At 37.9% G+C, this 25409-nt stretch carries 30 protein-coding genes; 6 read left to right on the top strand and 24 right to left on the bottom strand.

Annotated features, from left to right (window positions below; all coding sequences use genetic code 11):
• Positions 1 to 325: 325 nt before the first annotated feature.
• Positions 326 to 1042, bottom strand: a complete 717-nt coding sequence (locus EZL74_RS07060) for a DUF4294 domain-containing protein (RefSeq protein ID WP_131475905.1) — start codon at positions 1040 to 1042, stop codon at positions 326 to 328.
• A gap of 80 nt (positions 1043 to 1122) precedes the next feature.
• Here EZL74_RS07060 and EZL74_RS07065 point away from each other — a divergent pair, with 80 nt between their 5' ends.
• On the top strand, positions 1123 to 2211 hold the full coding sequence (locus EZL74_RS07065) for a M42 family metallopeptidase (protein WP_131475906.1): 1089 nt from the start codon (positions 1123 to 1125) through the stop codon (positions 2209 to 2211).
• A gap of 80 nt (positions 2212 to 2291) precedes the next feature.
• Here EZL74_RS07065 and EZL74_RS07070 read toward each other — a convergent pair whose 3' ends face one another.
• The 3 genes from EZL74_RS07070 to EZL74_RS07080 form a co-directional block, all read right to left on the bottom strand.
• Positions 2292 to 2774 (bottom strand): hypothetical protein, encoded by a 483-nt coding sequence (locus tag EZL74_RS07070; RefSeq protein ID WP_131475907.1) that lies wholly within the window; start codon positions 2772 to 2774, stop codon positions 2292 to 2294.
• A 170-nt stretch (positions 2775 to 2944) separates the two neighbouring features.
• The gene (locus EZL74_RS07075; RefSeq protein ID WP_131475908.1) at positions 2945 to 3319 is read right to left on the bottom strand and encodes an ankyrin repeat domain-containing protein; all 375 of its coding nucleotides are present in this window, start codon (positions 3317 to 3319) and stop codon (positions 2945 to 2947) included.
• Positions 3320 to 3467: 148 nt separating this feature from the next.
• Entirely contained in the window at positions 3468 to 4415 is a 948-nt protein-coding gene (locus EZL74_RS07080) for a phosphoribosylaminoimidazolesuccinocarboxamide synthase (protein WP_131475909.1), read from the bottom strand.
• Positions 4416 to 4546: 131 nt separating this feature from the next.
• On the opposite strand from EZL74_RS07080, the gene EZL74_RS07085 reads away from it, so the two are divergent.
• The gene (locus EZL74_RS07085) at positions 4547 to 5779 is read left to right on the top strand and encodes a serine hydrolase domain-containing protein (protein WP_131475910.1); all 1233 of its coding nucleotides are present in this window, start codon (positions 4547 to 4549) and stop codon (positions 5777 to 5779) included.
• Here EZL74_RS07085 and EZL74_RS07090 read toward each other — a convergent pair whose 3' ends face one another.
• Positions 5780 to 6613 (bottom strand): CvfB family protein, encoded by an 834-nt coding sequence (locus EZL74_RS07090; RefSeq protein WP_131475911.1) that lies wholly within the window; start codon positions 6611 to 6613, stop codon positions 5780 to 5782.
• A 119-nt stretch (positions 6614 to 6732) separates the two neighbouring features.
• On the opposite strand from EZL74_RS07090, the gene EZL74_RS07095 reads away from it, so the two are divergent.
• Positions 6733 to 7227 (top strand): RNA polymerase sigma factor, encoded by a 495-nt coding sequence (locus EZL74_RS07095; RefSeq protein ID WP_131475912.1) that lies wholly within the window; start codon positions 6733 to 6735, stop codon positions 7225 to 7227.
• 5 nt (positions 7228 to 7232) lie between these two features.
• Positions 7233 to 7883, top strand: coding sequence for a hypothetical protein (locus tag EZL74_RS07100; protein ID WP_131475913.1), 651 nt, complete (start codon positions 7233 to 7235; stop codon positions 7881 to 7883).
• Between the two features lie 44 nt (positions 7884 to 7927).
• Here EZL74_RS07100 and EZL74_RS07105 read toward each other — a convergent pair whose 3' ends face one another.
• The 4 genes from EZL74_RS07105 to EZL74_RS07120 form a co-directional block, all read right to left on the bottom strand.
• Positions 7928 to 8404 (bottom strand): hypothetical protein, encoded by a 477-nt coding sequence (locus EZL74_RS07105; RefSeq protein ID WP_131475914.1) that lies wholly within the window; start codon positions 8402 to 8404, stop codon positions 7928 to 7930.
• Positions 8405 to 8489: 85 nt separating this feature from the next.
• Positions 8490 to 8849, bottom strand: a complete 360-nt coding sequence (locus EZL74_RS07110; RefSeq protein ID WP_131475915.1) for a hypothetical protein — start codon at positions 8847 to 8849, stop codon at positions 8490 to 8492.
• A 123-nt stretch (positions 8850 to 8972) separates the two neighbouring features.
• Entirely contained in the window at positions 8973 to 9809 is an 837-nt protein-coding gene (locus EZL74_RS07115) for a lysophospholipid acyltransferase family protein (protein WP_131475916.1), read from the bottom strand.
• 46 nt (positions 9810 to 9855) lie between these two features.
• Positions 9856 to 10494 (bottom strand): NUDIX hydrolase, encoded by a 639-nt coding sequence (locus tag EZL74_RS07120; RefSeq protein ID WP_131475917.1) that lies wholly within the window; start codon positions 10492 to 10494, stop codon positions 9856 to 9858.
• A 64-nt stretch (positions 10495 to 10558) separates the two neighbouring features.
• Here EZL74_RS07120 and EZL74_RS07125 point away from each other — a divergent pair, with 64 nt between their 5' ends.
• Positions 10559 to 11002 carry a DUF4268 domain-containing protein gene (locus tag EZL74_RS07125; RefSeq protein ID WP_131476039.1) on the top strand — a complete coding sequence of 148 codons (444 nt, stop codon included), beginning with the start codon at positions 10559 to 10561 and terminating at the stop codon, positions 11000 to 11002.
• On the opposite strand, the gene EZL74_RS07130 is transcribed toward EZL74_RS07125, so the two are convergent.
• Positions 10999 to 11295 (bottom strand): DUF721 domain-containing protein, encoded by a 297-nt coding sequence (locus tag EZL74_RS07130; RefSeq protein WP_131475918.1) that lies wholly within the window; start codon positions 11293 to 11295, stop codon positions 10999 to 11001. The two genes, EZL74_RS07125 and EZL74_RS07130, sit on opposite strands and share 4 nt — an antisense overlap.
• Positions 11296 to 11305: 10 nt before the next feature.
• Complete coding sequence (locus EZL74_RS07135; RefSeq protein ID WP_131475919.1) at positions 11306 to 11722, bottom strand: hypothetical protein; 417 nt, start codon at positions 11720 to 11722, stop codon at positions 11306 to 11308.
• Positions 11723 to 11853: 131 nt separating this feature from the next.
• Here EZL74_RS07135 and EZL74_RS07140 point away from each other — a divergent pair, with 131 nt between their 5' ends.
• Positions 11854 to 12942 (top strand): serine hydrolase domain-containing protein, encoded by a 1089-nt coding sequence (locus EZL74_RS07140; protein WP_131475920.1) that lies wholly within the window; start codon positions 11854 to 11856, stop codon positions 12940 to 12942.
• Here the strand turns inward: EZL74_RS07140 and EZL74_RS07145 are convergent, their stop codons facing one another.
• The 13 genes from EZL74_RS07145 to EZL74_RS07205 all read right to left on the bottom strand — a co-directional run bounded on the left by EZL74_RS07145 (position 12943) and on the right by EZL74_RS07205 (position 25145).
• The gene (locus EZL74_RS07145; protein ID WP_131475921.1) at positions 12943 to 13125 is read right to left on the bottom strand and encodes a hypothetical protein; all 183 of its coding nucleotides are present in this window, start codon (positions 13123 to 13125) and stop codon (positions 12943 to 12945) included.
• 5 nt (positions 13126 to 13130) lie between these two features.
• Complete coding sequence (ftsY, locus tag EZL74_RS07150; protein WP_131475922.1) at positions 13131 to 14084, bottom strand: signal recognition particle-docking protein FtsY; 954 nt, start codon at positions 14082 to 14084, stop codon at positions 13131 to 13133.
• A 129-nt stretch (positions 14085 to 14213) separates the two neighbouring features.
• Positions 14214 to 14366, bottom strand: a complete 153-nt coding sequence (locus EZL74_RS07155; RefSeq protein ID WP_131475923.1) for a DUF4295 domain-containing protein — start codon at positions 14364 to 14366, stop codon at positions 14214 to 14216.
• 46 nt (positions 14367 to 14412) lie between these two features.
• The gene (gene rpmG, locus EZL74_RS07160; RefSeq protein ID WP_131475924.1) at positions 14413 to 14595 is read right to left on the bottom strand and encodes a 50S ribosomal protein L33; all 183 of its coding nucleotides are present in this window, start codon (positions 14593 to 14595) and stop codon (positions 14413 to 14415) included.
• A gap of 26 nt (positions 14596 to 14621) precedes the next feature.
• Positions 14622 to 14858, bottom strand: a complete 237-nt coding sequence (gene rpmB / locus EZL74_RS07165) for a 50S ribosomal protein L28 (protein WP_131475925.1) — start codon at positions 14856 to 14858, stop codon at positions 14622 to 14624.
• 163 nt (positions 14859 to 15021) lie between these two features.
• Positions 15022 to 16275, bottom strand: coding sequence for a competence/damage-inducible protein A (locus tag EZL74_RS07170; protein WP_131475926.1), 1254 nt, complete (start codon positions 16273 to 16275; stop codon positions 15022 to 15024).
• A gap of 193 nt (positions 16276 to 16468) precedes the next feature.
• The gene (locus tag EZL74_RS07175; RefSeq protein WP_131475927.1) at positions 16469 to 16813 is read right to left on the bottom strand and encodes an Hpt domain-containing protein; all 345 of its coding nucleotides are present in this window, start codon (positions 16811 to 16813) and stop codon (positions 16469 to 16471) included.
• On the bottom strand, positions 16813 to 17424 hold the full coding sequence (locus tag EZL74_RS07180) for a fumarylacetoacetate hydrolase family protein (protein WP_131475928.1): 612 nt from the start codon (positions 17422 to 17424) through the stop codon (positions 16813 to 16815). The genes EZL74_RS07175 and EZL74_RS07180 overlap by 1 nt, the downstream gene beginning before the upstream one ends.
• Before the next feature lie 54 nt (positions 17425 to 17478).
• A complete protein-coding gene (locus tag EZL74_RS07185; RefSeq protein WP_131475929.1) occupies positions 17479 to 18255 on the bottom strand; it encodes a 3'-5' exonuclease in 777 nt (258 codons plus the stop codon).
• Between the two features lie 116 nt (positions 18256 to 18371).
• A complete protein-coding gene (locus EZL74_RS07190; protein WP_131475930.1) occupies positions 18372 to 19667 on the bottom strand; it encodes a dihydrolipoamide acetyltransferase family protein in 1296 nt (431 codons plus the stop codon).
• Between the two features lie 109 nt (positions 19668 to 19776).
• A complete protein-coding gene (locus tag EZL74_RS07195; RefSeq protein WP_131475931.1) occupies positions 19777 to 20937 on the bottom strand; it encodes a glycosyltransferase family 2 protein in 1161 nt (386 codons plus the stop codon).
• A gap of 94 nt (positions 20938 to 21031) precedes the next feature.
• Positions 21032 to 22630, bottom strand: coding sequence for a T9SS type A sorting domain-containing protein (locus EZL74_RS07200; protein WP_131475932.1), 1599 nt, complete (start codon positions 22628 to 22630; stop codon positions 21032 to 21034).
• A gap of 67 nt (positions 22631 to 22697) precedes the next feature.
• Positions 22698 to 25145 carry an RCC1 domain-containing protein gene (locus tag EZL74_RS07205; RefSeq protein WP_131475933.1) on the bottom strand — a complete coding sequence of 816 codons (2448 nt, stop codon included), beginning with the start codon at positions 25143 to 25145 and terminating at the stop codon, positions 22698 to 22700.
• Positions 25146 to 25409 lie beyond the last annotated feature (264 nt).

The following is a 25409-nucleotide window of genomic DNA, read 5'->3' on the forward strand; positions in this document are numbered from 1 at the left end:
AATTATTTTTGAATTTATTTCAAATCCCTCGTTTTCCAGTTTTCTAAAGAACATTCCCTCTCTTGCGGGGTGCAAATATAGAAATCTTTTTTCTCCCAATCCAAATCTTTTATCCCATTTTTTTATCCTTTTTTTTAATTATCTGATCCATCGGTTTTTGCAGATTAAAATCATCCATTCTTTTTACCGAACCTCTCCAAACACACCAGACAAACTCTCCCTAGCCCCGATTGCAGGGACTACCGTGTAGCCCGGAAAGCGGGAAAACGGACCACAAAAAAAACCGAAACTTTCGCTCCGAGTTTTTATACTATATATATGTATGTTATTTTTTCAGGGCTTTTTTCTCCCAAAAGTCGGTTAGTTCATCTATATCGACAGGGTTTGCGGATTTTTGCGGTACCAATCGGCCACGGGTGAAAGCGCGATCGAGTATGGTTTCGATTAAGAAGTCTTCGTTGACTTCGTAGGGTTCGTATTTTGTTTTGAGGTTGATATCGAATAAACGGGCGGTGTTGTTGGACCAGAAAGCTTTCCAACCGCTTTTATAATCTTTTATGAGCTCAAATGTGGTGAAACCGGTTTGACGGTGGATGAGTTTGACTAAAATTTGTCCTTGTTTGCGGGATAGTTTTTTGAGTTGACCGGTAAATTCGCCTTCTATGTAGTCTTCCACTATTTTAAAGTATTTTCTTTTTTCGCGGTTGGATTTTAGTTTATCCATATTTTTATTGAGGATGCTTAGTCGCTCTGCCGCTGTTTTAGCATAAGGATAAACTTTGTACACTCTGTTTTGCAACAAGAGAAAAGCTTTTTTCTCTTCGGGGGATAATTTTTGTTTGTAAACGATTACTTCTTCCAGTTGAACCGGCTCATCGAGTATGGTGTCATTTTCTTCTACTCCTACTTCTCTTTTGGGTATTGAATCGGTTGAAATCTGCGCTCTTGAAGATATTGACAGGAGAAATATAAAAATGAAAAAAAATAACTTTTCATTTACTGTTTTAAATTGAGTTTGGTTTTTAAGAATCTTCGATTTCATAGAAGTTGGATATTAGGGTAAAATTATAGAATATCCTTAACAACTGTAGTGCCAAATTTATATTTTAGCAAAAAAAAATTATGGCAACAAAATCGATACTAAACAAGGCATCACTTTCGTTTTTGGAAAGTTATTTGAACAATGCATCTCCGACGGGATACGAATCTAACGGACAAAAACTCTGGATGAACTATTTAAAACCTTATGTGGATAGTTTTATTACTGATACGTATGGTTCAGCCGTGGGAGTGATAAATGCGGATGCTCCTTATAAGGTAGTTATCGAAGGGCATTCAGACGAGATTTCGTGGTATGTAAATTACATTACAGACAATGGTCTAATATATGTCATACGAAATGGTGGCTCCGATCACCAGATTGCTCCTTCGAAAAGAGTAAATATTCATACTAAGAAAGGAATTGTAAAAGGAGTTTTTGGATGGCCTGCCATCCATACACGTAATCGGGGCAAAGAAGAATCGGCAACATTGCACAACATATTTATAGATTGTGGTTGCTCTACTAAGGAAGAAGTTGAAAAGTTGGGCGTTCATGTAGGCTGTGTCATCACTTATCCGGATGAATTCATGATTTTAAACGACAATAAATTTGTTTGCCGTGCCATTGACAACAGGATGGGTGGTTTCATGATTGCTGAAGTTGCCCGTTTATTAAAAGAAAACAAGAAGAAGTTGCCTTTTGGATTATACATTACCAATTCGGTTCAGGAAGAAATTGGACTTCGCGGTGCTGAAATGATTACCAACACCATCAAGCCTAATGTTGCCATTGTAACCGATGTTTGTCACGATACCACTACTCCTATGATAGAGAAAAAAATAGAAGGTGATTTACAAATGGGGAAAGGTCCGGTGATTGCTTATGCGCCGGCGGTGCACAATACCTTGCGTGATTTAATTGTAGAGACAGCTGAAGAAAAGAAAATTCCGTTCCAGCGTCATGCTACATCAAGAGCAACCGGAACTGATACGGATGCTTTTGCTTATAGCAACGGCGGTGTGGCCTCGGCTTTGATTTCGTTACCGCTTCGTTATATGCATACCACGGTAGAAATGGTACATCGCGAAGATGTAGAAAATGTTATCAAACTTATTTACGAGAGTTTGTTAAAGATAGAAAATAACGATTCCTTTTCGTATTTCAAATAAAAAACAAAAAAGCATCATTAGTAGAAACAAACTAATGATGCTTTTAACTTTCGCGTGATGCGAAAGCAATCAACCTAAACTTATAATTTTAAATCTACAGTAACAGCCATGTTGTTTCTGTACACTTTATTGTTTTTCACAGAACGATTAATTTTTTCAAAATCTAACGAATACACTTCGGTTGTAACATTGCTTTCAGTAATTTGATTGGCTTCATTAATATAATCTGCAAACGTTTTTTCTAATGAAAGCGGTTGAGCGATTACTTGTTGACTTTCAGTGATTAATTGATCTTCTATGATGGTCTCCTCAACAGTTTTTGAATAGCCGGCATAGTTTTTTGTGATTGGCTCAAGAACAATTTCCTCAGCTGTATTAGTTTCAGTTTTACCTTTAGAAAATTGTTGACTTACCAAAATCAATTGGTTTTGTTGATTGTTTTCTGCCATTGCAGTGATAATTTCCTGTTGGTTTAAATCTTGTGCTTTAAACTCATTAGCCGCTTTACTGTTTGTTGTAAAAAAAGAAGCAACTAGTCCTAAATAAATGATTGTTGATTTCATGATGATTTACTTTTGTTATTAATATCCTATGCAAATATATATCTAAAAACAAGTATCTTGTATTACATAGTACTTAAATTTAACATTTTATTAACTTTTTTACATTTCTATCATACTGATTATGAAATAAAAGCACCTTTTATTTTCAAAAAAGGTGCTTTTAAAGATTCTTAGGCTTGTTTTAAAATTGCTATTGCATCGGTTGAATTAGAGAACTCGGCATATTTCAATGCTGTGTATCCTCTTTCATCTTTTACATCTTTTTTTGCACCCTTTTCCAATAAGTACTTAATGATTTCTACTTTGTTGTATCGGGCAGCAAACATTAAGGGAGTCATTCCGTTTGACTCTTCGTTTACATCTGCTCCGTACTCGATGAATTTTTTTACTGTATTCAAATCGCCTTTGTAAATAGCAGTACACAAAGGAGAGTTTGTACTCATGACAACTTCTTTTGAAATTGCATTGTTTGAAACAGTAGATGCTAATGATACATTAGCAAAAGCTACAAGAGCTAAGCCTGCGAAAATGATTGTTTTTTTCATGATGATTTGTTTTAAAAAGTTATTGATTGTCCATAAGACGTTGATGGACTTATTTTCGTTGCACCAAAATGACAACTATAACATAACTTTAACATTTGGCATAAAAAAACCACGCTTTAACGTGGCTTATATCTTGACATACAATTTTTTATGACTGCAAAAAATGCAGGACATTTTGTTCTATGCGGTGATGAATGTTTGAAACATCAGCTTTGACAAAATGTTCTCCGATTATATTTTCATATAATTCGATGTATCGCTCAGAAACCGATTCGATGTATTCGTCAGTCATATCCGGAATTGTCTGTCCTTCTTTTCCCTGAAAGCCATTTTCAATCAGCCAACGACGCACAAATTCTTTGGATAATTGTTTTTGCTCTTCTCCTCTTTCTTGTCTTTCCTTATATCCTTCTGAATAAAAATAACGGGAAGAATCCGGTGTATGGATTTCATCAATCAGAACTATTTTCCCGTCTTTGGTTTTCCCAAACTCATATTTGGTATCGACCAAAATCAAACCTCTGCTCAAAGCTATCTCAACACCTCTTTGATATAAATCACGGGTATATTTTTCTAAAATCAAATAATCCTCTTCCGAAACTATTCCTTTGGATAAAATGGCTTCTCTAGAAATATCTTCATCATGAGATCCATTATCTGCTTTGGTTGTTGGTGTAATAATAGGTGTCGGAAATTGATCATTTTCTTTTAACCCATCGGGCATAGTGACCCCACAAATGGTTCTTTTGCCCAAAGTATACTCTCGAGCCGCATGTCCGGAGAGATACCCCCGAATGACCATTTCCACTTTGAACGGTTCACAAAGATGCCCTACAGCAACATTTGGATCAGGTGTGGCTATGAGCCAATTAGGCACTATGTCCTGTGTCAAATGCATGAATTTTGTCGCAATCTGATTGAGGATTTGTCCTTTATACGGAATTCCTTTAGGCAAAACGACATCAAAAGCAGAAAGTCGATCGGTGGCAATCATGACGAGTAATTCATCATTGATATTATAAACTTCTCGTACTTTACCTCTGTAAACGGATTTTTGACCCGGAAATTGAAAATGGGTTGTAGTGATAGTATTCATTGTATTGTGTTGTTGTTGCCGCAAAAATAGTTTCTTTCACAGACATATACAACCAGCGTTCAACGTTCATTTTAGACATTTATTTTTATTTATATCAAAAATTTGCTATTATTGCACTAATAATAAGATACATGAGAGTCGCCCTAGTCACATTCTTCTTATCGATGGTTTTCTACATTTCGGGACCAAAAGAAAAAAGACCTACTTCTTTTTTTGGTAGCCACAAGAGTGTAGACAGTACTTTTATTACTATACCCTTTTCTTTAAAAATGGGTAGTGTTTCTGAGAACTTCATCAGAATAATAACCCCTAAAATTGATTCGTTTTACAATAAAAACATCAAATCTCCATATTACAGTGGCGGATTCATTGTGGCTAAAAACGGTCGCATCTTGTATGAGGACTATCAGGGTTTTTCGGATTCAAAAAATAAAATTGCGATAGACTCTTCAACAGCCATTCACTTAGCTTCGGTTAGCAAAGTACTGACTGCAACGGCTATCCTGAAGTTAGTTCAGGAAGACAACATCATGTTGGATCAAAAAGTGACCGACTGGCTTCCAAAATTTCCGTACAAAGACGTTACAATACGCATGTTGCTCAATCACCGCAGCGGTATTCAACCGTATTCAAGTTTCAGCGCTTTGCTCAAAAAGAATTGGAACAGTCGAAAAGTACTGAGTAACCAGGATGTTTTGGATTTGATTGTACAGCATAAATTTAAAAAACTATTTGCGTCCAACACCCGATTTGATTATTGCAACACCAATTACGTTTTATTGGCTTTAATCATTGAAAGAGCAACCGGCATGAACTACCGCAAAGCCATGCAAGAGCTTATTTTCAAACCCTTGGGTATGAGGCATACCTATGTATTCAATTACAACACCGACAGAGAAACCGCTTCAAAATCATATAAAGGAAATGCTCAGTTTCCGTGGGATCAATTTGATGAACTCTACGGCGACAAAAATATTTATTCTACGCCGAGAGACTTAGTCAAATTTGATTTAGCCACTTATTCTCCCGATTTTATTGACCAAAATCTGTTGCAACAAGCGTACTTCGGATACAGTTCTGCTCAAACAGCAAAACCGATAAAAGATTATGGTCTGGGTATGCGCATGCGATTTTTACAGCCAACCGGAGAAAAAATGATTTACCATAACGGCTGGTGGCACGGGAACAACACTTCATTCGTTCCGGTGAGAAAAGATACTATAACCGTAGTGTGTTTGGGAAATAAATACTCCAACAGACCATACAGCACACTGAATATGGTTAGCAATTTGTTTTACAAAAAGCCGAAAGATCACTCAGCTACAGAAATTCCGAGTGAATTGGAATTGTTGGGCGGTGAATAACTACTCCTTTATCAGGTAGATTCCGTCTTCTTTAATCTCAATGCGTTTGTTTTTATAAAGAGAGCCAATAGCTTTTTTGAATGTTTTTTTACTCATTTTCAGCACTGTTTTGATGTCTTCAGGATGACTGTTATCGTTCAATCTTAAAAAGCCTCCTCTACTGGCTCTGAGTTCATTAAGAATTCTCTCCGCATTGGGTTCAATGTTTTCGTAGCCGATTTTTTGCAACGAAACATCTATTTTATTGTCAGGGCGAATGGTTTTGATGTAGCCGGTCATTCTGTCGCCGAGTCGAATGTCATCATATACCTGATCTTTGTATAAAAGTCCTTTGTGCTGGTCGTTTATAATTACATTAATTCCTAAATCGGTGATATGAGAAATGATTAAATCCACTTCATCGCCTTCGGCTACAGTCAGATTTTCATTGCTCAAAAACTGATTGGTTTTGCTCGAAGCCACTATTCTTCCGGTTTTTTCATCAATGTAAGCGAAAACCAAATAGCGTTTTCCTTTTTCCATCGGGCGGGCTTGTTCTTTAAAAGGAACGAACAGGTCTTTCTCTAAGCCCCAATCGAGGAAAGCACCAAATTTATTGACATAATTTACACGCAGTAAACCAAATTCATCCATCAAAATATAGGGTTCTAATGTAGTAGCCACGGGTCTTTCTTCGTGGTCCAAGTATACAAAAACAATAATTTCATCACCAATCTTAAATTGTTTAGGCATATACTTTGACGGAAGCAATACATCGTCTTTCCCGTCGGTTAAAAACAATCCTACTTTGGTTTCTCTGGCTATGGTTAATGTGTTATAACTCCCTATATTCATCTTATTTGCTTGTAATTTTGCCTTGCAAAGATAGGCAAATTTGAAACTTGAAATTAGATTTTAAAATATGTAGTTTTGTGTAGTGTAACAAAATCAATTGTTTTTACACTAACAAGGCTATGAGTGAAAACTTAGAACAATCATTTGTCAAACAGCTAAAGGACAACCAGAACATCATCCACAAGATATGTAGGTTGTATACCAATGGCGAAGATGCGCACAACGATTTGTTTCAGGAAATCACCATTCAGCTTTGGAAAGCATTCCCCAAATTCAGAGGCGAATCTAAATTTTCAACCTGGGCTTATCGAGTGGCCTTGAATACTGCCATTACCTTATATCGAAAAAGCACTCGTTCAGTCAATACCGTAACTTACGAAGGGCAATTTCATTTCATCAGTCAGGAAGAATACAATCACGAAGAGGAAGAACAACTCAAATTGATGTATCAGGCGGTACAGCAACTCAATGACATCGAAAAAGCTTTGGTGTTCTTGTATCTGGAGGATAAAGATTATAACGAAATATCAGAAACTTTGGGGATTAGCGAGGTCAATGCGCGCGTAAAAATGAACAGAATAAAAGGAAAATTGAAAAAAATATTAAATCCCTAAGGATTATGGAAGAGTTGGATTTATTAAAAAAAGCCTGGAAAAAAGACAATTACTCTTTTAACCAAGTAACCGAAAATGAAATTTACAGCATGATTCATAAAAGGTCATCATCTATTGTAAAATGGATTTTGATTATCAGCATACTTGAATTTGTATTTTGGAATATCATCAGTATACTGTATTTGGGCGATGGCTACATCCGAAAAAAATACGGTAATGAAATTTTTGAATACATCAAAGAAATAAACACTATCTACAACATCATCAATTATACGGTGGTTGCCGTATTCATTTACTTGTTCTACAAAAACTACAAACGAATTTCAACCACTACATCAACGAAACAACTGATGAGTGATATTCTTAAAACCCGCAAAACTGTCATCTATTACGTGTGGTTTAACATCTTATTTTTTGTGGTAGGAACCTTGGTTATCTTGTATGTACAACTGAACTACGATTCTAAATTTGCTTCACTGATGCAAAAAATACACGATGATACAGGCTACATGACCCTTTGCAAATCCATCGGAATTATACTGGGCTTTATGCTTCTTATAGTAATTGCTATTTGGCTGTTCTATAAATTAATTTATGGTATACTGCTGGGTAAACTCAGTAAAAACTACAAAGAGTTACAAAAAATTGATTTATAATAAAAAAAATCCCGCTCAATCGAGTGGGATTTTTTTGTGTCATGCTAAAGATATCTGTGAATCAATTCCTGCCATTGTTCGGCCAGTTTTTGTTCTTCATAACCATAAACCGGAACTATATAAGGTTTAGCTTTGTCGTGAAAAAGAATATCATTTCCTTGCGATAATCCGTTTTTGGAGAAGAAAATCAATTCTACCTTTTTCACAATATTGGTTAATCCATGTGGATTGTCTGTAGCCACCGCACAACCTTTGGTATCGGCTAAATCTCTAAAAGCTACATATGGTTCTTTTAGGTTAAAATCCATAAAAAGCAAACCTCTGTTTTGAGGGTCAATTGCCAAAGCTTTGTGGTTTTGCGAAGCTATTAATTGAAAACGGTAACGGTTGTTTTGACTATATTGGGCAATAAGGGCGTTGATTTTATTTTTGTCTGTTTTATTGGCTCTGATGACAAAATAAACCGGTATGACTACTATCAAAAGAAGCACCGCACCTATAATAATTACTGATGTATCCATGTTGTATTTTTTTAAAATAAATGATTGACATCACTCCCCAAAAAAGGAAGCCATGCATTAAAATGTAACGAAGAACATTACACGTTTACCAAAAAAAATGATACGGAAACAAGAGTCGCGATACGCTCTCACATCTGTTGGTATCCTGAAGTACAGCGGTAGTAGTACCCAAAAACCCCAAAACCAAACGAGTGATTTCATCATATTGCAAAACAGTATAACCAAACGGCATTGGCTTGGCTACCTGCTCAGAAGTAAGTCTGGCAGTTGATAGTCCCTGAGGCTGTAATAGATCTTTAGTAAATGAGTGTCCGGCTTTGAAGAGGGAAACTTCTTTAGACCCTTTGGGTGCTATTACCATAGCCGTATTGGCCACCGTTAAATTGCTAAACAGCAACAGCAGTAACCAAACTATCCCCAATAGTAAAATCTTTTTTGCCGACATGTGCCAAAAATAGCCCTATTTACTGAGATAAAGTGGTAAAAGAAAGTTAAAACTGCCCAAAACTTATCCTTGTAGACAACAAAAACAGAAATAAAAAATCCCTCTAGTGAGGGATTTACTTTCTCAGTTCGCTATGCTCGTGTCGGTTTTATCTACATTCCATTTGCGGAGTTTGTTGAGGCGTTCCTGTTCGGCCAATTCTTCGGCAGGAATTACATTTAAGAAGGAAGGGTGCTGTTCTATGGCATAGGCCACTTTTTCTACAATTTGATCTATGGTTTCATTTTCATAATCAATTTCCAAAGGCGGCTTAATGATGAATGACTGCAGTATATTTTTCTTTTTTAGGCGTAATCCTTTTTTATCAAAAGAACGTCTGAAGCCATCTATTACAATTGGAACAACAACAGGTTTGTGTTGTTTAATGATATGAGCTGTTCCTTTACGCACCGGTTTAAACGATTTTGTAGTTCCCTGCGGAAAAGTAATAACCCAGCCGTCTTCTAAGGCAATACGAATGTTCTCAGTGTCATTTGGATTGATATTTCGCTTTTCGGTTACGTCTTTCCCTCCTGACCTCCAAGTTCGTTCCACACTTATCGCACCTACATAAGCCAAAATACGCGGCAACAGTCCTGATTTCATGGTTTCGCTAGCGGCTACGTAATAAATATTCATTTTGGGTTGCCACAAATAGCCTACATTTTTAATGTTGTCCTCTCTGCCCGAAAGACTGGCATTAAAAACATGAAACATGGCTACCACATCGGCAAAATACGTTTGATGATTTGAAATAAAAAGAACATTTTTATCGGGCAATGCTCTGATAATTTCGGAGCCTTCTATTTGCAACTCGTTAAAACCGCGATAACGACGGTGGGTTAAAACCCCAAATATGCGGATTAACCATTTTTTGATGAATAATATATGACCAAAAGGATTTCGCTTAAACAATCCCATAGTGTAGTATTTGATTTTAGGTTGGCAAAGCTACAAAACTTATACTTTATAAAATCATTTTGAGGGTTTCTTTCAGTTCACTAAGCATCATAGCAGTGGCTCCCCAAACAAAATATTCGTTGACCCGAAAACCGGGTACTTCAAAATCACCCGCATAAGAAGTTTTCATAATCTTATTCTGCACTATACCATCATCTAAAAAATCAGCCATTGATAACTCGACCAAACCGGCCACTTCTTCTTCTTGTATGGTAAATGCGAGCTCTTGAGTGCTATATCCTAGAAAAGGATATACCATAAAATTACTGGGCGGAATATAGACTTTGGTAAAAGGTCGAATAAGTTCTACTTTATTGGGATGCACTCCAATTTCTTCATGAGTTTCGCGCAGGGCAGTTTTACTCAAATTTTCATCTCCATCCTCAGCCTTGCCTCCCGGAAAAGCAATTTGGGATGAATGCACCCCGTTATATGAAGTACGCTGAATAAGCGCCAAATGAGTTTGCTCATTTTTGGGATAAACCAACATCATTACCGCTGCTTTTCGTGGACTCATTTTTTCGAAATCGATATTCTTGAGTAGTTCTAAGCGGTTAGAAGGTGCCATTTTTGCATGGGCATCCGTTGCCGGAAGCTCGACATTTAGTATTTTTGACGTGTATTTTAAAAATTCGTCGAAGTGCATGATGAAGGTTTTAAACCATAAAGTTAGTTCAAAAAAAAAAGCATACCAATTTTACCCCACTAAAATGTACAGCAAAGAAGAAGTTTTAGCCCTTAAAAAAGAGTTTTGGACGGCATTTGCCACAGCTTATCCCCGCAAATGGTTGTTATACGATACTAAAATTAAAGACGTTACTTTCAAATTTTATATCGACAATAAAAAAGCACAAGTACTGCTTGACATTGAACCAAAAGATGAGGAAAAGCGCAAAATATACTACGAAAAAATTGAGTCGCTGAAAACTATTTTGACTGAAGAATACTTGCCGGAAGCCATTTTAGAACGCAATTTTTATTTAGAAAACGGAAAAGTAATCAGCAGAATATGGGTAGAAAAGTTAGGCGTGAGCATGAACAACCGAAGTTATTGGCCTGAGATTTTTGATTTCTTTAGTGAAACCATGACACAGTTTGAACTGTTTTTCTACGAGTACGAGGAATACATCAAAGATTTAGAGATTAACACCTAACGAAGAATTATGTCTTTTACGACTTCTTTACCGAGCTCCTCATTAATCATGGTAATGATTTTGGTTTTCCCATAGCTCAGTTCTTCGCGTAAAACAGCCGAAGTTAAGGACACATAAAGGGTTGAACCTTTCAATATCACTTCTTGAGTGTAACTGTTGACTCCGTTACCCATCAACGATTTCCAGGCAGCCTGCACATCAATCTTGTCCATACCGCTTTGAAGTTTATTGGTTTCGATAAAGGCTTTGAGCACTTCTCCTATCGAGCTTTCATTGCTGAGTCTTTTGGCCATTTTTTTAGAATTATTTTAACGAGAAAGGGACAAAACGTTTGTATTCGTATTGCAATTTATCTTTGTTTTTAAGTACCAAAGTCGAATCAGCAATTTCAATAATTTCCTCTTTCCATTTACCATAAGGTGTATCGTATTGAATAAAAAAGGTTTTGTTTTCTTCAATGATTTTGATATTTTCCTTAATGTCGTTAGTTTTAAACTTACCGTCAAACTGCGGCATTACCTTTTGGCGAAATCCTGCATTATTTTTAACTTCAAAAAAATCAACTGTTTCGTTCACTTTATAGTCTTTTTTTTCACCGTCTGCCAGTTTAACCTGTTTGATTTCCCAATAGCCGTTAAGCTTTACTAAGTCTTCTTTCTTAACGTTAGAATGACAGGAAATCAGAATAAAAGCGATGCCTAAAAAACATATTTTTTTCATGGTAAAGGTTGTTTTTGAAGTAAGGCAAATTTACTTTTTTAAGTTAATAAAGCCACATCTGTTACCAATTAATATTATCAACATTAAACTATTTAATACCTTTAAAGTCCAAAGTGAAATTTATCCTAAAAATGAAAAAACTGTTCCTGTTTCCACTCCTGTTACTTGCTGTTTTCAGCTGTAGTTCTGATTCATCATCTACTCCTACTCCCAATCCGGTTCCTGAAGCCATGTATTTTCCGCCAAATGACGGCAGCAGCACATGGGAAACTAAAACCATAGCCGACTTGGGCTGGAACCAAAATGCTGTACAACCCTTATTAGATTATTTAGAATTGAAGCATTCCAAATCCTTTATGATTTTGGTAAATGGCAGAATCGTGATGGAGTATTATTTCAATGGACACAGTGCAACCACTCCGTGGTACTGGGCCAGTGCCGGAAAAACACTAACCTCAACCGTTACAGGCATAGCAGAACAGGAAGGTTTTTTAAACATTACTAATAAAGTATCCGATTATATAGGAACCGGCTGGACCAATGAACCATTAGCCAAGGAGAACTTAATAACGTGTAAAAATCTATTGAGCATGACTTCGGGCATTGATGACTATGTGAATAATGTCTACAGTGATGATGTAACCCCTTCAAGCCTCAATTACAAAGCTGATGCAGGAACACGCTGGGCTTACAGTAATGTGTATGTAAAATTACAGGATGTTGTTGCCAGCGCAACAGGACAAACCTGGAGTAATTATTTTAATAATAAACTGAGAGATAAATTGGGTATGACCGGTTCATGGATACAATCGGGGAACAATAGTGTATACTGGAGCAATACACGAAGTATGGCCCGTTTTGGTCTGATGGCTTTGAATAATGGTAAATGGAATGGTACTCAGATAGTGAATCAAAACTATTTCACGGCAGCAACAAATACTTCGCAAAATATTAATTTGAGTTATGGTTATTTGTGGTGGCTAAATGGAAAAGCCAGTTACCACATGCCTCAGGTACAAACAGAATTTCCGGGAAGTATTATCCCGACAGGACCGAACGACATGTTTATGGCCTTGGGTAAAAATGACCAGAAAATCTACGTAATTCCGAGTAAAAAAATGGTAGTCATCCGCATGGGAGAAGCTGCAGATAATGTGAACTTAGCTCTTTCAGATTTTGATGAAACGCTTTGGGAGAAAATCAATGCTTTATACCAATAGTTACTTTTTGTTGATAAGTCTGAAAAGCCCGTAAACGATGATGATAAAAGCCATCAATTGAAGACCTAAAGCTACATTGGTCAGCTTTTTTTCGATAAGTTTCGATAGGCCCTCTATACCTATACCTAGTAACAGTAAAATAAAAGGTGATGATGTTCTGAAAAAAGATAAAAGTTTAATCATATTTTTTATTTAAAAAACGAATCTACGAATTCAAATTTATTAAAAACCTGCAAATCATTAATTCCTTCTCCAACCCCGATATATTTAACCGGAATTTGAAATTGATCAGAGATACCAATAACCACACCTCCCTTGGCGGTTCCGTCCAACTTGGTTACTGCCAAACAACTAACCTCTGTAGCAGCTGTAAACTGCTTGGCTTGTTCAAAAGCATTCTGACCGGTAGAACCGTCTAATACTAATAATACATCGTGAGGGGCATCTTCTACCACTTTTTGCATCACACGTTTTACTTTGGTCAGCTCATTCATCAGGTTTACTTTGTTGTGCAAACGACCGGCAGTATCTATAATAACTACATCTGCATTCTGAGTTACAGCACTCTGAAGGGTATCAAAAGCCACTGAGGCAGGGTCACTTCCCATTTGTTGTTTGACCAATGGCACTCCAACGCGGTCAGCCCAAATTTGCAACTGATCTATGGCAGCCGCACGGAAGGTATCAGCAGCACCTAAAACTACTTTATAACCGGCTTTATTGAATTGATGGGCTAATTTTCCAATCGTGGTTGTTTTACCTACTCCATTGACTCCAACAACCATCAACACATATGGTTTTTTATTGGCGGGAATGGTGAATTCCGATTCTTCTCCCGATTGGGTTTCCGAAAGTAAGGCCGCTATTTCTTCGCGCAGGATTTGATTCAATTCATCAGTCCCCAAATATTTATCTTGGGCAACGCGTTTTTCTATTCTTTCAATAATTTTTAAGGTGGTATTTACACCTACATCCGAAGAGACCAATACTTCTTCTAAATTGTCTAAGACCTCATCGTCTACTTTAGATTTTCCGGCTACAGCTTTGGTTAATTTGCTGAAAAACGAGGTTTTGGTTTGCTCCAACCCTTTATCTAAGGTTTCTTTCTTTTCGGAGGAAAATATTCTTTTAAAAAAACTCATTATAAATGTAAGATTAAGGAATTAGGAATTAGGATCAGACCTAAAGCTTAATAAATATTGAGGGCAAATATAAAAATAAAAAAGCTACTTCCGAATGAAAGTAGCTTTGATATATATGAGTTTGCTGAATTAGTTCTTTTTAAGGTAACTATCTACTTCTTCAGGAGTCATGATAGCTTCCTGGAAAGTGTAAGCACCCGTTTTTGGAGATTTAACCATTTTGATAGCTTTGGTTAATCTTTTAGATGCTGTTTGTAACGTTGCAACAGTTTTCTTTGCCATGATATTATAGTTTTATGAATTTCTACTAATCTGTAAAAACCCGTAATTATTTAATTTCTTTGTGAACAGTCATTCTCTTCAAGATTGGATTAAATTTTTTAATCTCTAATCTGTCCGGAGTATTTTTTTTGTTTTTGTTTGTGATGTAACGAGAAGTTCCAGGAAGACCTGTTGCTTTGTGCTCAGTACACTCTAAAATAACTTGTATTCTATTACCTTTCTTTGCCATCTTACTTTATTTTTAAGGATTTCAGATTATTTAATAAATCCGTTTGCTTTAGCATCTTTTAATACTGCAGCCAATCCGTTTTTATTGATTGTTTTAATTGTAGACGCGGCTACTCTTAGCGTAATCCATCTGTCTTCTTCAGCAAGATAGAAACGTTTTTTAACTAAGTTAACAGAAAATTTTCTCTTAGTTTTGTTCATAGCGTGAGAAACGTTATTTCCTACCATCGCTTTTTTACCTGTAAGGTCACAAACTCTTGACATTATGCTTTTCTTTTATCGTTATTCAATTCGAGGGTGCAAACTTAAGCAAAATAAATCATTGAAACAAAATAATTATGGCAGATTTTTTGCTTTTTTTTTATTTGCTTTTTACTGACCCGAAAGAACCTCTTTTTTTGAGGAGTTTACAAGGCTCTAAATTTCGTCACAGCGTCTTATTTAAAATGGCTTTTTGTAGCATTTCCAAGGCTTTATTCGCTGCTCGGTCTATCACTTTTTCTCGGGGTTGCCCGAAATTAAATTCTTCAGTCAGCATCTCATTTGGAGTAGCTAAAGCAATAAAAACAGCTCCTACTTCGGCCTCTGCATCCCCTTTGCTTGGCCCTGCATTTCCTGTAGTTGCGATTGCATAATCGGTTTGCATGAGATGTTTTATTCCGCGTGCCATTTCCTGAGCTACCTCAGCACTTACGACAGTATATTTATTTATCGTATCTTGAGAAACACTCAAAACCGAAACTTTAGTATCAGTAGCATAACTTACTACACTTCCTCTGAAATACTGCGAAGAACCTGCTACTGAAGTAATCATTTGGGCAATTTTTCCTCCGGTGCAACTCTCGGCTGTGGCTATAGTCTTTCCGCGTTGTTTGAGCAATCTGCCGATTACCACCTCTAAAGTTTCCTCTTCATCAAATCCTACGATGATATCGCCTATGATTTGGGTTAAAGATTCAACATTTTGCTGAATTGCGGCTTCCAAAACAGCCTTATCGTTGCCTCGTGCGGTTAATCGCAAACGAACCCTTCCCGGATTAGGCAAATAGGCCAACTTGATAAACTCCGGTAAATTGTTTTCCCAATCTTCTATGCGTTCTGCAATGAGGCTTTCGCCCTGCCCGTATGTGAGTATGGTTTTGTGCAAAAAATAAGGGCGTTCGTACTCTTTTACTATTTTGGGAATGATTTCGTTATCCACAATATGTTTCATTTCATACGGTACGCCGGGAAGTGAAATGTACACGGTATTTTCCTTTTTCATCCACATGCCTGGTGCTGTTCCCATTTGATTGAATAGCACTTCGCATTTGGATGGCACCAATGCCTGGTCGCGGTTTAATTGAGTAATCGGACGTTTATAAAAGCCTTCAATCATTTGGATGACATGGGCTTCAACGGCTTGGTTAACCACTAATTTATCTTCAAAATATTCGCAAAAAGTGTGTTTGGTAATGTCATCTTTAGTTGGCCCTAAACCACCGGTAATGATTACCAAATCAACTTTATTTTGCAGTGATGTGAATGTATTTAAAATGTGTTGTTTATCGTCGGAAATGGAAAGCATTTCGTGGGTTTGCACTCCAATTTTATCGAGTGCTTTGGCAATATAACTGGAATTAGTATCCACGATTTGCCCGATGAGGATTTCGTCACCAATGGTTACTATGGTTGCTTTCATTAGAAATTTACTATTTGTTTTAGAGCGGTCTTATGCCATTGCATTGCTCGTGTGATCTAATTTGCAGGATTTAGGAATAAGGCATCAGGATTTGCAAACGGAATCCTGACTAGCCCCGGTTGGAGCGGCACCTTGTAGAGCGTAAAACGGGAACTACCATTGCTGATAATTCCCGAACCTTTCGCTTCTTATATTACATATCGAAATCTTTCTTGATTTCTTTTACGGCTTTTTCTACCTGATTTTGGATGCTTTCGAAGGTGTGTTCGATTTCTTTGCGTTTTCCTTCTCTTTTGGTCCAGGCTTCTACCTGAAGGATTTCTTCAAAAGCTACGGTCATACCCAGTAAATCGAGGCTTGGTTTAATTTTATGAGCATAACTGTAAGCCAGTTTGTGATCTTTGTTTTTGATACCCAAATCTATTTGTTTCATGTCTTCGGGTACTTCTGTTACGAATAAAGTAATGATTTGCATCACAAATTCGGGATCATTATCAGAGAGTGCGTAGACTTTTGCTAGGTTGTAATTGATTGCCATTATTTAACGTGTATTCTTAATAGTTGTTTATTGTCTATGAATCCTTCTAAAATATCGTTAGGTGCTACTTTGGCAACACCTTCCGGTGTTCCTGTAAATATGATATCACCTACTTTTAGCGTGAAATATTGTGAAACATGCGAAATAATTTCGTCAATTTTCCACAGCATGTGGGCAGTATTTCCTTTTTGAACGGTCTGTCCGTTATTTTTCAACTCAAAAGTAATATTTTCCATCGAAACAAACTCATTTTTCGGAAGAAAGTCACCGATTACCGCTGAACCGTCAAATGCTTTGGCTTTTTCCCAAGGCAGCCCTTTTTCCTTTAATTTATTCTGAACATCTCTGGCTGTAAAATCGATTCCCAATCCTATTTCATTGTAATACTTATGAGCAAATTTGGTTTCGATGTATTTGCCCACTTTATTGATTTTGACCAATACCTCTACTTCGTGATGAATGTCGCTGCTGAAAGCCGGAATATAGAATGCCTCGTCTTTCTTTAAGACAGCTGTATCGGGTTTTAGGAAAATCACCGGTTCATCGGGACGCTCGTTATGGAGTTCCTCAATATGGTTTACATAATTTCTACCTACACAGATTATTTTCATAATAAGAGAATGGAAACTAGACCTGAAACTTCTTCGAGCCAGTCTTGTTTTGTTCTAATTGAATTTATTGTTCAGTTTTCTTAATTTGATTCCGGTCAATACTTTTTTGGTGTACAGTGGAAACTCGGCATTTTGAATCCAACCGAAATAACCCGGTTCTTTTTCCAACACGTCATCTACCAATGCTCCTTTGTGTTTCCCGAAAGTAAAGATTTCTTTTCCTTCAGCATTGAGTGCAATGAATCCGGCAAAGTCAACCGATTTTTTTCGGGTGGTAAACTCAGACAATGCTTTCATATCGTTTTCCAAATCATCATAACGATCCAACTGCGCTTTCAGAATTTCGTAGGTTGCCATTGTATCGGCTTCCGCACTGTGCGCATTATCCAGGATGCCATTGCAATAAAATTTGTACGCGGCACTGAGTGTTCGTTCTTCTTTTTTATGAAAAATAGTTTGCACGTCAACAGATACGCGGTTTTTCATATCAAAATCAACATCGGCGCGCAATAATTCTTCGGCTAATAGCGGAATATCAAACCTGTCTGAATTGAATCCGGCCAAATCGGCATCTTTAATCATAGCATGTATTTGACCTGCGAGTTCTTTGAAAGTTGGCTCATTCGCTACTTTTTCATCGCTGATTCCGTGAACTGCAGTAGCGGTAGGCGGAATTGGAATCGTGGGATTAACCAACCATGTTTTGCTTTCTTTATTGCCGTTAGGATAGACTTTAAAAATCGAAATTTCGACGATTCGGTCTTTAGCAACGTCGATTCCGGTAGTTTCTAAGTCGAAAAAGCAAATGGGTCGGTTGAGTTTTAATTCCATTATAAAAAGTTAAGTCGACAAATATAAAGTATTGCAGTTACCGTTGGTCGATTATTTCATTTTTTAAATAAAAAAATCCCGATTTTACAATCGGGATTTTGATTAATATAGTGCGATTAATATTCTCTGTTTACATCAAACGCTTCCAAATAATCGGCTACGCGTTTTACGAAACTACCTCCTAAAGCTCCGTCTACCACTCGGTGGTCATAACTGTGCGATAAGAACATTTTTTGACGGATTCCTATAAAGTCGCCTTCCGGAGTTTCGATTACCGCCGGCACTTTTCTGATGGCTCCTAAAGCCAGAATTCCTACCTGTGGTTGGTTGATGATTGGGGTGCCAAATACCGAACCAAAGGTTCCAACATTTGTTACTGTATAAGTTCCGCCCTGAGTATCGTCCGGTTTAAGTTTTCCGGCTTTGGCACGGTTTCCTAAATCGTTAACGGCTTTCGCCATTCCGACTAAGTTCAACTGGTCTGCATTCTTGATTACCGGAACAATTAAATTTCCGTTAGGCAAAGCGGCGGCCATTCCCAGATTTATATTTTTTCTTTTTATGATGAATTCACCGTCTACAGAGATGTTCATTCCCGGGAAATCTTTTAAAGCCTTAGCTACAGCTTCCATAAAAATTGGGGTAAACGTAAGTTTCTCTCCTTCTCTCTTTTCGAAAGCATTTTTCACACGGTCTCTCCATTTTACGATATTGGTCACATCTACTTCAATGAAGGATTGTACGTGTGCAGAAGTTTGTACCGAAGCCACCATGTAGCCCGAAATTAACTTACGCATACGATCCATTTCAACAATTTCGTCACCGCCGTTTACAGACACCGGAGTAGCAATTGGAGTGGTTGCTTTTGGCGCTGAAGCAGCAACAGGAGCGGCAGATTGGGCAGCCGGTTGATTACCTCTGTTTTTAACGTAATTTAAAATATCTTCTTTGGTTACACGACCGTCTTTGCCCGAACCTGCAATATTTTCTAATTCACTTAACGAAACTCCCTCTGCATTGGCAATGTTTTTTACCAAAGGCGAGAAGAATTTATCCGACGATTTAAAATCGGCCGAAGCGGCAACGGCTTGAGCTGTTTCTACAGTTTTAACCACTTCAGCAACCGGAGTAGCTACTGTTTCAGCCACCGGAGCGGCTACTGCGTTACCTCCTTCGGTTTCAATAATAGCTATTGTCTGCCCTACTTTTACCACGTCATTAACTTGGAATAAAATTTCGGTCAAAGTACCCGAAACTTCACTCGGCACTTCGCTGTCTACTTTATCGGTAGCGATTTCCAAAACAGCTTCATCCGCACTGATGGAGTCGCCTATATTTTTCAACCAATTGGTAATCGTTGCTTCTGCAACGCTTTCTCCCATTTTAGGTAATTTCAATTCAAACTTTGCCATATTGATATTCTAAAGTTGTGTTTTGTTATTTTGCCTGCAAAAATACTAAATCTTGCGGGTTAGCAAGAATGTTTTTTAATTTAAAATCTTTACTGTCAATTCCCAAATTCTAAATGAGAATGATTTCGCCCCTGTCGTTACTGCTGTTACTCCCGATGATAAAATCACTTTGAGGCAGTAATATTTTAAAAGTAAATGAGTTAAATGCATTTTGTTCTAAAAAAACGATGGCTTCTTTACAACTCATACTGTTTAAATCGAGAATAAATTCTGTATTTGGGGTTTTCAAAAACGATTGCGAAAATACATTTTTTCCGTTTTCCGAAAGGACAATTTCCATGTTTTTTTGAAGTTTATCCTCCAGCTTTTTCTTGACAATCTCGCTGTCCGAAATCAATACATATTGCTCGGAAGCGGCTTTGGGCTTTACTTTTCCCTGAAACATTTTGACGAAAGAAAAGAAAACAATCCCGACTGTCATAAACAAGGAGAAGAACCCTGATACTTTATAATGCTTTTTGTAAAAAAAGTTCATTGCTTCGCGGAAACGTTTCATATAAGTTCCGTCTTTTACAGTGCTTTCGCCTTTGTAATGGATGACGGTAGTTTTGTGAAAATAATAATTCGACTTCCCTTTTTGCAGTGCCCTGTAGCTCAAATCGATATCATCGGAATACATGAAGCAATTTTCATCAAAACCTTGTAGTTCGTTATACAAGTCACGTTTCATAATCATAAAAGCGCCTACCAAAATTTCGACTTTACCGGTTTGATCAGAAGCCAAGTGCTGCGCATAATACCGATTGAAAAACGTCGAATTCGGAAAGATTTTATACAAGCCAAAAATCTTGGTAAATGCCACCCAAGGCGTGGGGATTCCACGTTTGCTCTCGGGTAAAAACTTTCCAGTTCCATCAATTAATTTGCATCCTACAATGCCTAAATCGGTTTTACTTTTGGCGAAAGCCAACACTTTTTCAAACGTATCTTCGGCTACAACGGTATCGGGATTTAAAATACAGACATATTCTCCTTTGGCCTGAGCCACACCAATATTATTGCCTTTTGGGAAACCTGAATTTTCTTTGTTTTCAATGAGTTGTACATTGGGGAAACGCTCCTTCATCATGGTACAACTGTCGTCGGAAGAATTATTATCGACCACTATAATCTCGGCATCGAGGTTCTGAATCGCCTTTTGCACGCTCAGGACACAGAGCTCTAAAAAGTAGCGTACATTATAATTAAGGATGACGACCGATAGTTGCATTGGACAAATATAAGGTATCGATTTGAAAATTTGAAATGAAAAAAGCGCAGATACCTCTGCGCTTTCCTTGTTTAGTATTTTATATTGTACTTTATTACTCTTTGGCCAATCGCTGGGTTAAAACTTGGCCTTCGGCATTGGTAACTTTTAATAAATAAATTCCTTTCGGCAAATTCGAGATATCAATATTGTTGTCAAAATCTTGAACTATTTCTTTTACAATTGTGCCTTTGATGTCATACATTTTCATCGTTGTAACCGTTCCTGTATTTGTAACTTTAAAAGTATCTTTTACCGGATTAGGATAAACTGTAATGTGATTTGTCATCCCTTCAAATTCGCTATTTCCTAAATTAGGAGCATTGTTAAGGTACACCTTCCAATATTTCTGACCGCCGTTCATAAAGACTTCAGCAATGCTTTCGGTAGCTTCATTTTCAGTATCGACAAAATCCGGTTTACGATCGCCATTCATGTCAATAACGGTGTGGTAATCATAAGCCAATCTGTAATCTGAGGAGTCACTCACAATTGGGATGTTCCATTGGGTAGCTGAAGCGGCAAACCCCGATCCTGTATTCAAATAAACTTTCCAATATTTTTGGCCGCTGTTCACAAAGACATCAGCAATGCTTTCGGTAGCTTCATTTTCAGTATCAACAAAATCAGGTTTACGGTCACCATTCATATCAATAACAGTGTGATAGTCATATGCCAGTCTATAGTCTGTGGTATCTGTATTGATTGGGATATTCCACTGAGTTGGTGTCGCGCTGAATCCCGATCCTGTATTAAGGTACACTCTCCAGTATTTCTGACTGCCGTTCATAAAGACATCTGCAACGCTTTCAGTAGCTTGGTTTTCGGTATCTACAAAATCCGGTTTATTATCGCCATTCATATCAATTACCGTATGGTAATCATAAGCCAGCCTGTAGTCTGAAGTATCTGTATTGATTGGAATATTCCATTGGGTGGCTACGGCATCAAATCCGGCTCCATTGTTTAAGTAAACTTTCCAGTATTTTTGGCTACCGTTCATGAAGACATCGGAAGTACTCTCTGTAGCTTCGTTTTCTGTATCTACAAAATCCGGTTTATTATCCCCATTCATATCAATTACAGTATGGTAATCATAAGCTAACCTATAGTCAGAGGTATCTGTATTGATTGGAATATTCCATTGAGTCGGCGTTGCACTAAATCCCGAACCTGTGTTGAGATACACCCTCCAATATTTCTGACTGCCGTTCATAAAGACATCTGCAACGCTTTCGGTAGCTTGGTTTTCGGTATCCACAAAATCAGGTTTACCATCGCCGTTCATATCGATAACGGTATGGTAATCCCACGACATGCGATAGTCAGATGTATCAGTATTGATTGGGATATTCCATTGTATGGCAGTAGGGGCGAATGATGTTCCGTTACCCAGATATACCTTCCAGTATTTTTGACTGCCATTCATAAAGACATCAGCAATGCTTTCAGTAGCTTGGTTTTCGGTATCGACTAGGTCAATTTTTCCATCACCATCCATATCAATGAGCTGATGGTAATCCCAAGCAGCACGATAGTCTGTGTCATCGGTGACTATCGGAATGTTCCATTGCAATGCCGGACTGGTGAATCCCTGAGCTTTGATGTAGTTTGAGCTTGTAATGACAAATAAAGCAAGTAAAATTTTTTTCATGTGTATTATATATTTAATAGAGTCAGACACCCAATATGAAACTATTGAGTATCTGACTTTTTGATTATTAATTTTTAATTATTTTCAAGGCTTTGGTTTCTCCACCCACATTTACTTTTACTACGTATGTACCTTGTACTAAATGCGAAACATCGATGTTACCTTCATTAGCATTTATTGTTTTGCTGATCATTTGTTGCCCCAGTAAATTATAGATTGCTACTGTTTCTATGTCTTGATCGAAAGATACAGTCAAAATATCGTGCACTGGGTTTGGATAAAGCTTTAATATGCTGGCAACGGCCGGATTAAAATCAGAAACACCTAAAACACTGTTGTAACAAGCTACATTTGCTGGTGTATAGGCTCCACTGGTAGTTCCATTCCCTAATTCTCCGTAAATATTTGAACCCCAACCCCAAAGTGACTTTTCGGTTTTTACAGCTGCACTGTCATTATAGGATGCCACAACAACATCCCAATTGGTAGCGGTCCCTGCTTGTACAGGTGTGTAATAGTTTGATGAGTTACCATTACCTATTTGTCCCCAATGGTTGTAACCCCATCCCCAAAGCGTCCCGTCGGTTTTTACCGCCACGGTGTGTGAATTTCCGGCACTTGCATTTTTCCAGTTGGTTGCTGTACCCAATTGCGTAGGAATATTTCGATTACTGGTATCATTGAGTCCTAACTTTCCAGATTCATTTTCTCCCCAAACCCAAAGCGTTCCGTTTGATTTTTTAGCAACGCTGTGATAATATCCGGCAGAGATTTGTTGCCAGTTAGTGTCGGTTCCAATTTGGTAAGGCTCTTCTCGGTTCGAACCAACTCCATCTCCCAACTGTCCGTAATTATTTCTTCCCCAACCCCAAAGTGTTCCGTTGGTTTTGATGGCCAGTGTAAAGTCCATACCTGCTTCTAAAGTAAGCCAGTTGTTCTCTGTCCCGATGCGAACCGGTGTAATTGAATTCATATAAGTAGCATTTCCAAGCTGATTGTAGGTATTTCTCCCCCAGCCCCAAAGACTACCGTCAGATTTTATAGCAAAAGTAAAGTCGAATCCCGCAGCTACTTTTACCCAATCATTGGCAGTTCCGATGCGTATAGGCGTAGTTCTGTTTGCAGTGGTTCCGTCACCCAATTGACCATTGTTATTGCGTCCCCATGTCCATAACGAACCATCACTTTTAATGGCAACCGCGTGTTCACCACCAGCTGCAAAAGTAAGCCAAGTAGAAGTTCCTATCTGTTTCGGTGTAAGTACATCAGCAGTACTGCCATCAGCAACCTGCCCGTAATTATTTCGTCCCCAAGCCCAAATAGAGTTGTCTGTTTTTTGCGCTATAGTGTAATATTCTCCCACGCTCAACGCCTTCCAACACATGGCAGGAACGAAAATGCTAGCAGGACATGCCATACTTATTAAAGTAGTCGAATCTGTCAAACTATTGTTCCCAAATTGTCCGTAACCATTATCTCCCGTTGCCCATAATTTACCTTCGCTGTTTACGGCTACAGTAACTCCTGAGCCTCCATCGATACCCTGCCAGTTAGTAGCGGTTCCGATTTGTGTAGGTACTGTTTTGTTTGTAGTGGTGCCATCACCTAATTGTCCGTCGACGTTTCTACCCCAAGCCCATAGTGTTCCATCGGTTTTTACAGCAAGTGTATGATAGTATCCTGTAGCTATGGCTTGCCAGTTCGTAGCAGTTCCTATTTGCGTTGGCACCAAAACGTTGGTAGTGTTTCCGTTACCCAATTGTCCATAATTGTTACTACCCCATGTCCAGATAGTTCCATTGGTTCTTTTGGCTATAGTATGTCCGCTTGAACAGGCAACACTTTGCCAGTTGGTAGCAGTTCCTATCTGGACCGGAGTATTTCTGTTTGTGGTAGTGCCGTTTCCTAATTCGCCATTGCCATTATACCCCCATGCCCACAAAGTACCGTTTGTTTTAACAGCAATTGTAAAACCATCTCCAGCCACGGCACTTTGCCAGTTCGTAGCGGTTCCTATCTGCACCGGTGCATCTCTTTCAACATTATCTCCGAGACCCAATTCTCCATAGTAATTTTCACCCCATCCCCAAAGTGTACCGTCTGTTTTTACAGCCACACTGTGGGTAAAACCTGCACTGATACTACTCCAGTTATTAGCAGTACCTATTTGTGTAGGAGTATTTCTGGCAATACCCGTACCATCGCCCAATTGGCCGTAATAGTTACTTCCCCAAGCCCATATTGTGCCATCGGTTTTTTTTGCAATCGTATGCATGTCACCTACTGAAATGGTTTGCCAATTGGTAGCCGTTCCAATTTGTATTGGTAATGGTGCCCACGAAACAGTGGTACCACTACCCAATTGATAAGTATCATTATAGCCCCAAGTCCAGAGGCTACCGTTACTCCCAATAGCAGCGGTGTGTTTATTGCCGGTCGCAATCATTTGCCAACACTGCTGTGCCGAAATTTGCCAACAAAGGGCTAATAAGAAGATAGTAATTGTTTTTTTCATTTTTTTCTGATTGTTATTTAGTCTGTTTTTAATGTTATTCCATTTTCCGAGAAATGCTTTGCCGCTCTATTCAAACTATAAAAGCTACATACTCAATTGGTTTCTAAATTTTAAGCTGTTTTTCCATGTTTAGAGAAATTTTCGCGCAATGATAGGCAAAAAAAAGTGAGATTTTTTCGCAAATGAACAAACGTTTACTTTTTAACTATTTTCGTTAGATTTTGACGTATAATCGTTTTTGGTGCGATTAATTTATCTGTTATT

Origin of the sequence: Flavobacterium silvisoli (assembly GCF_004329815.1) — a bacterium.
GTDB classification, from domain to species: domain Bacteria; phylum Bacteroidota; class Bacteroidia; order Flavobacteriales; family Flavobacteriaceae; genus Flavobacterium; species Flavobacterium silvisoli.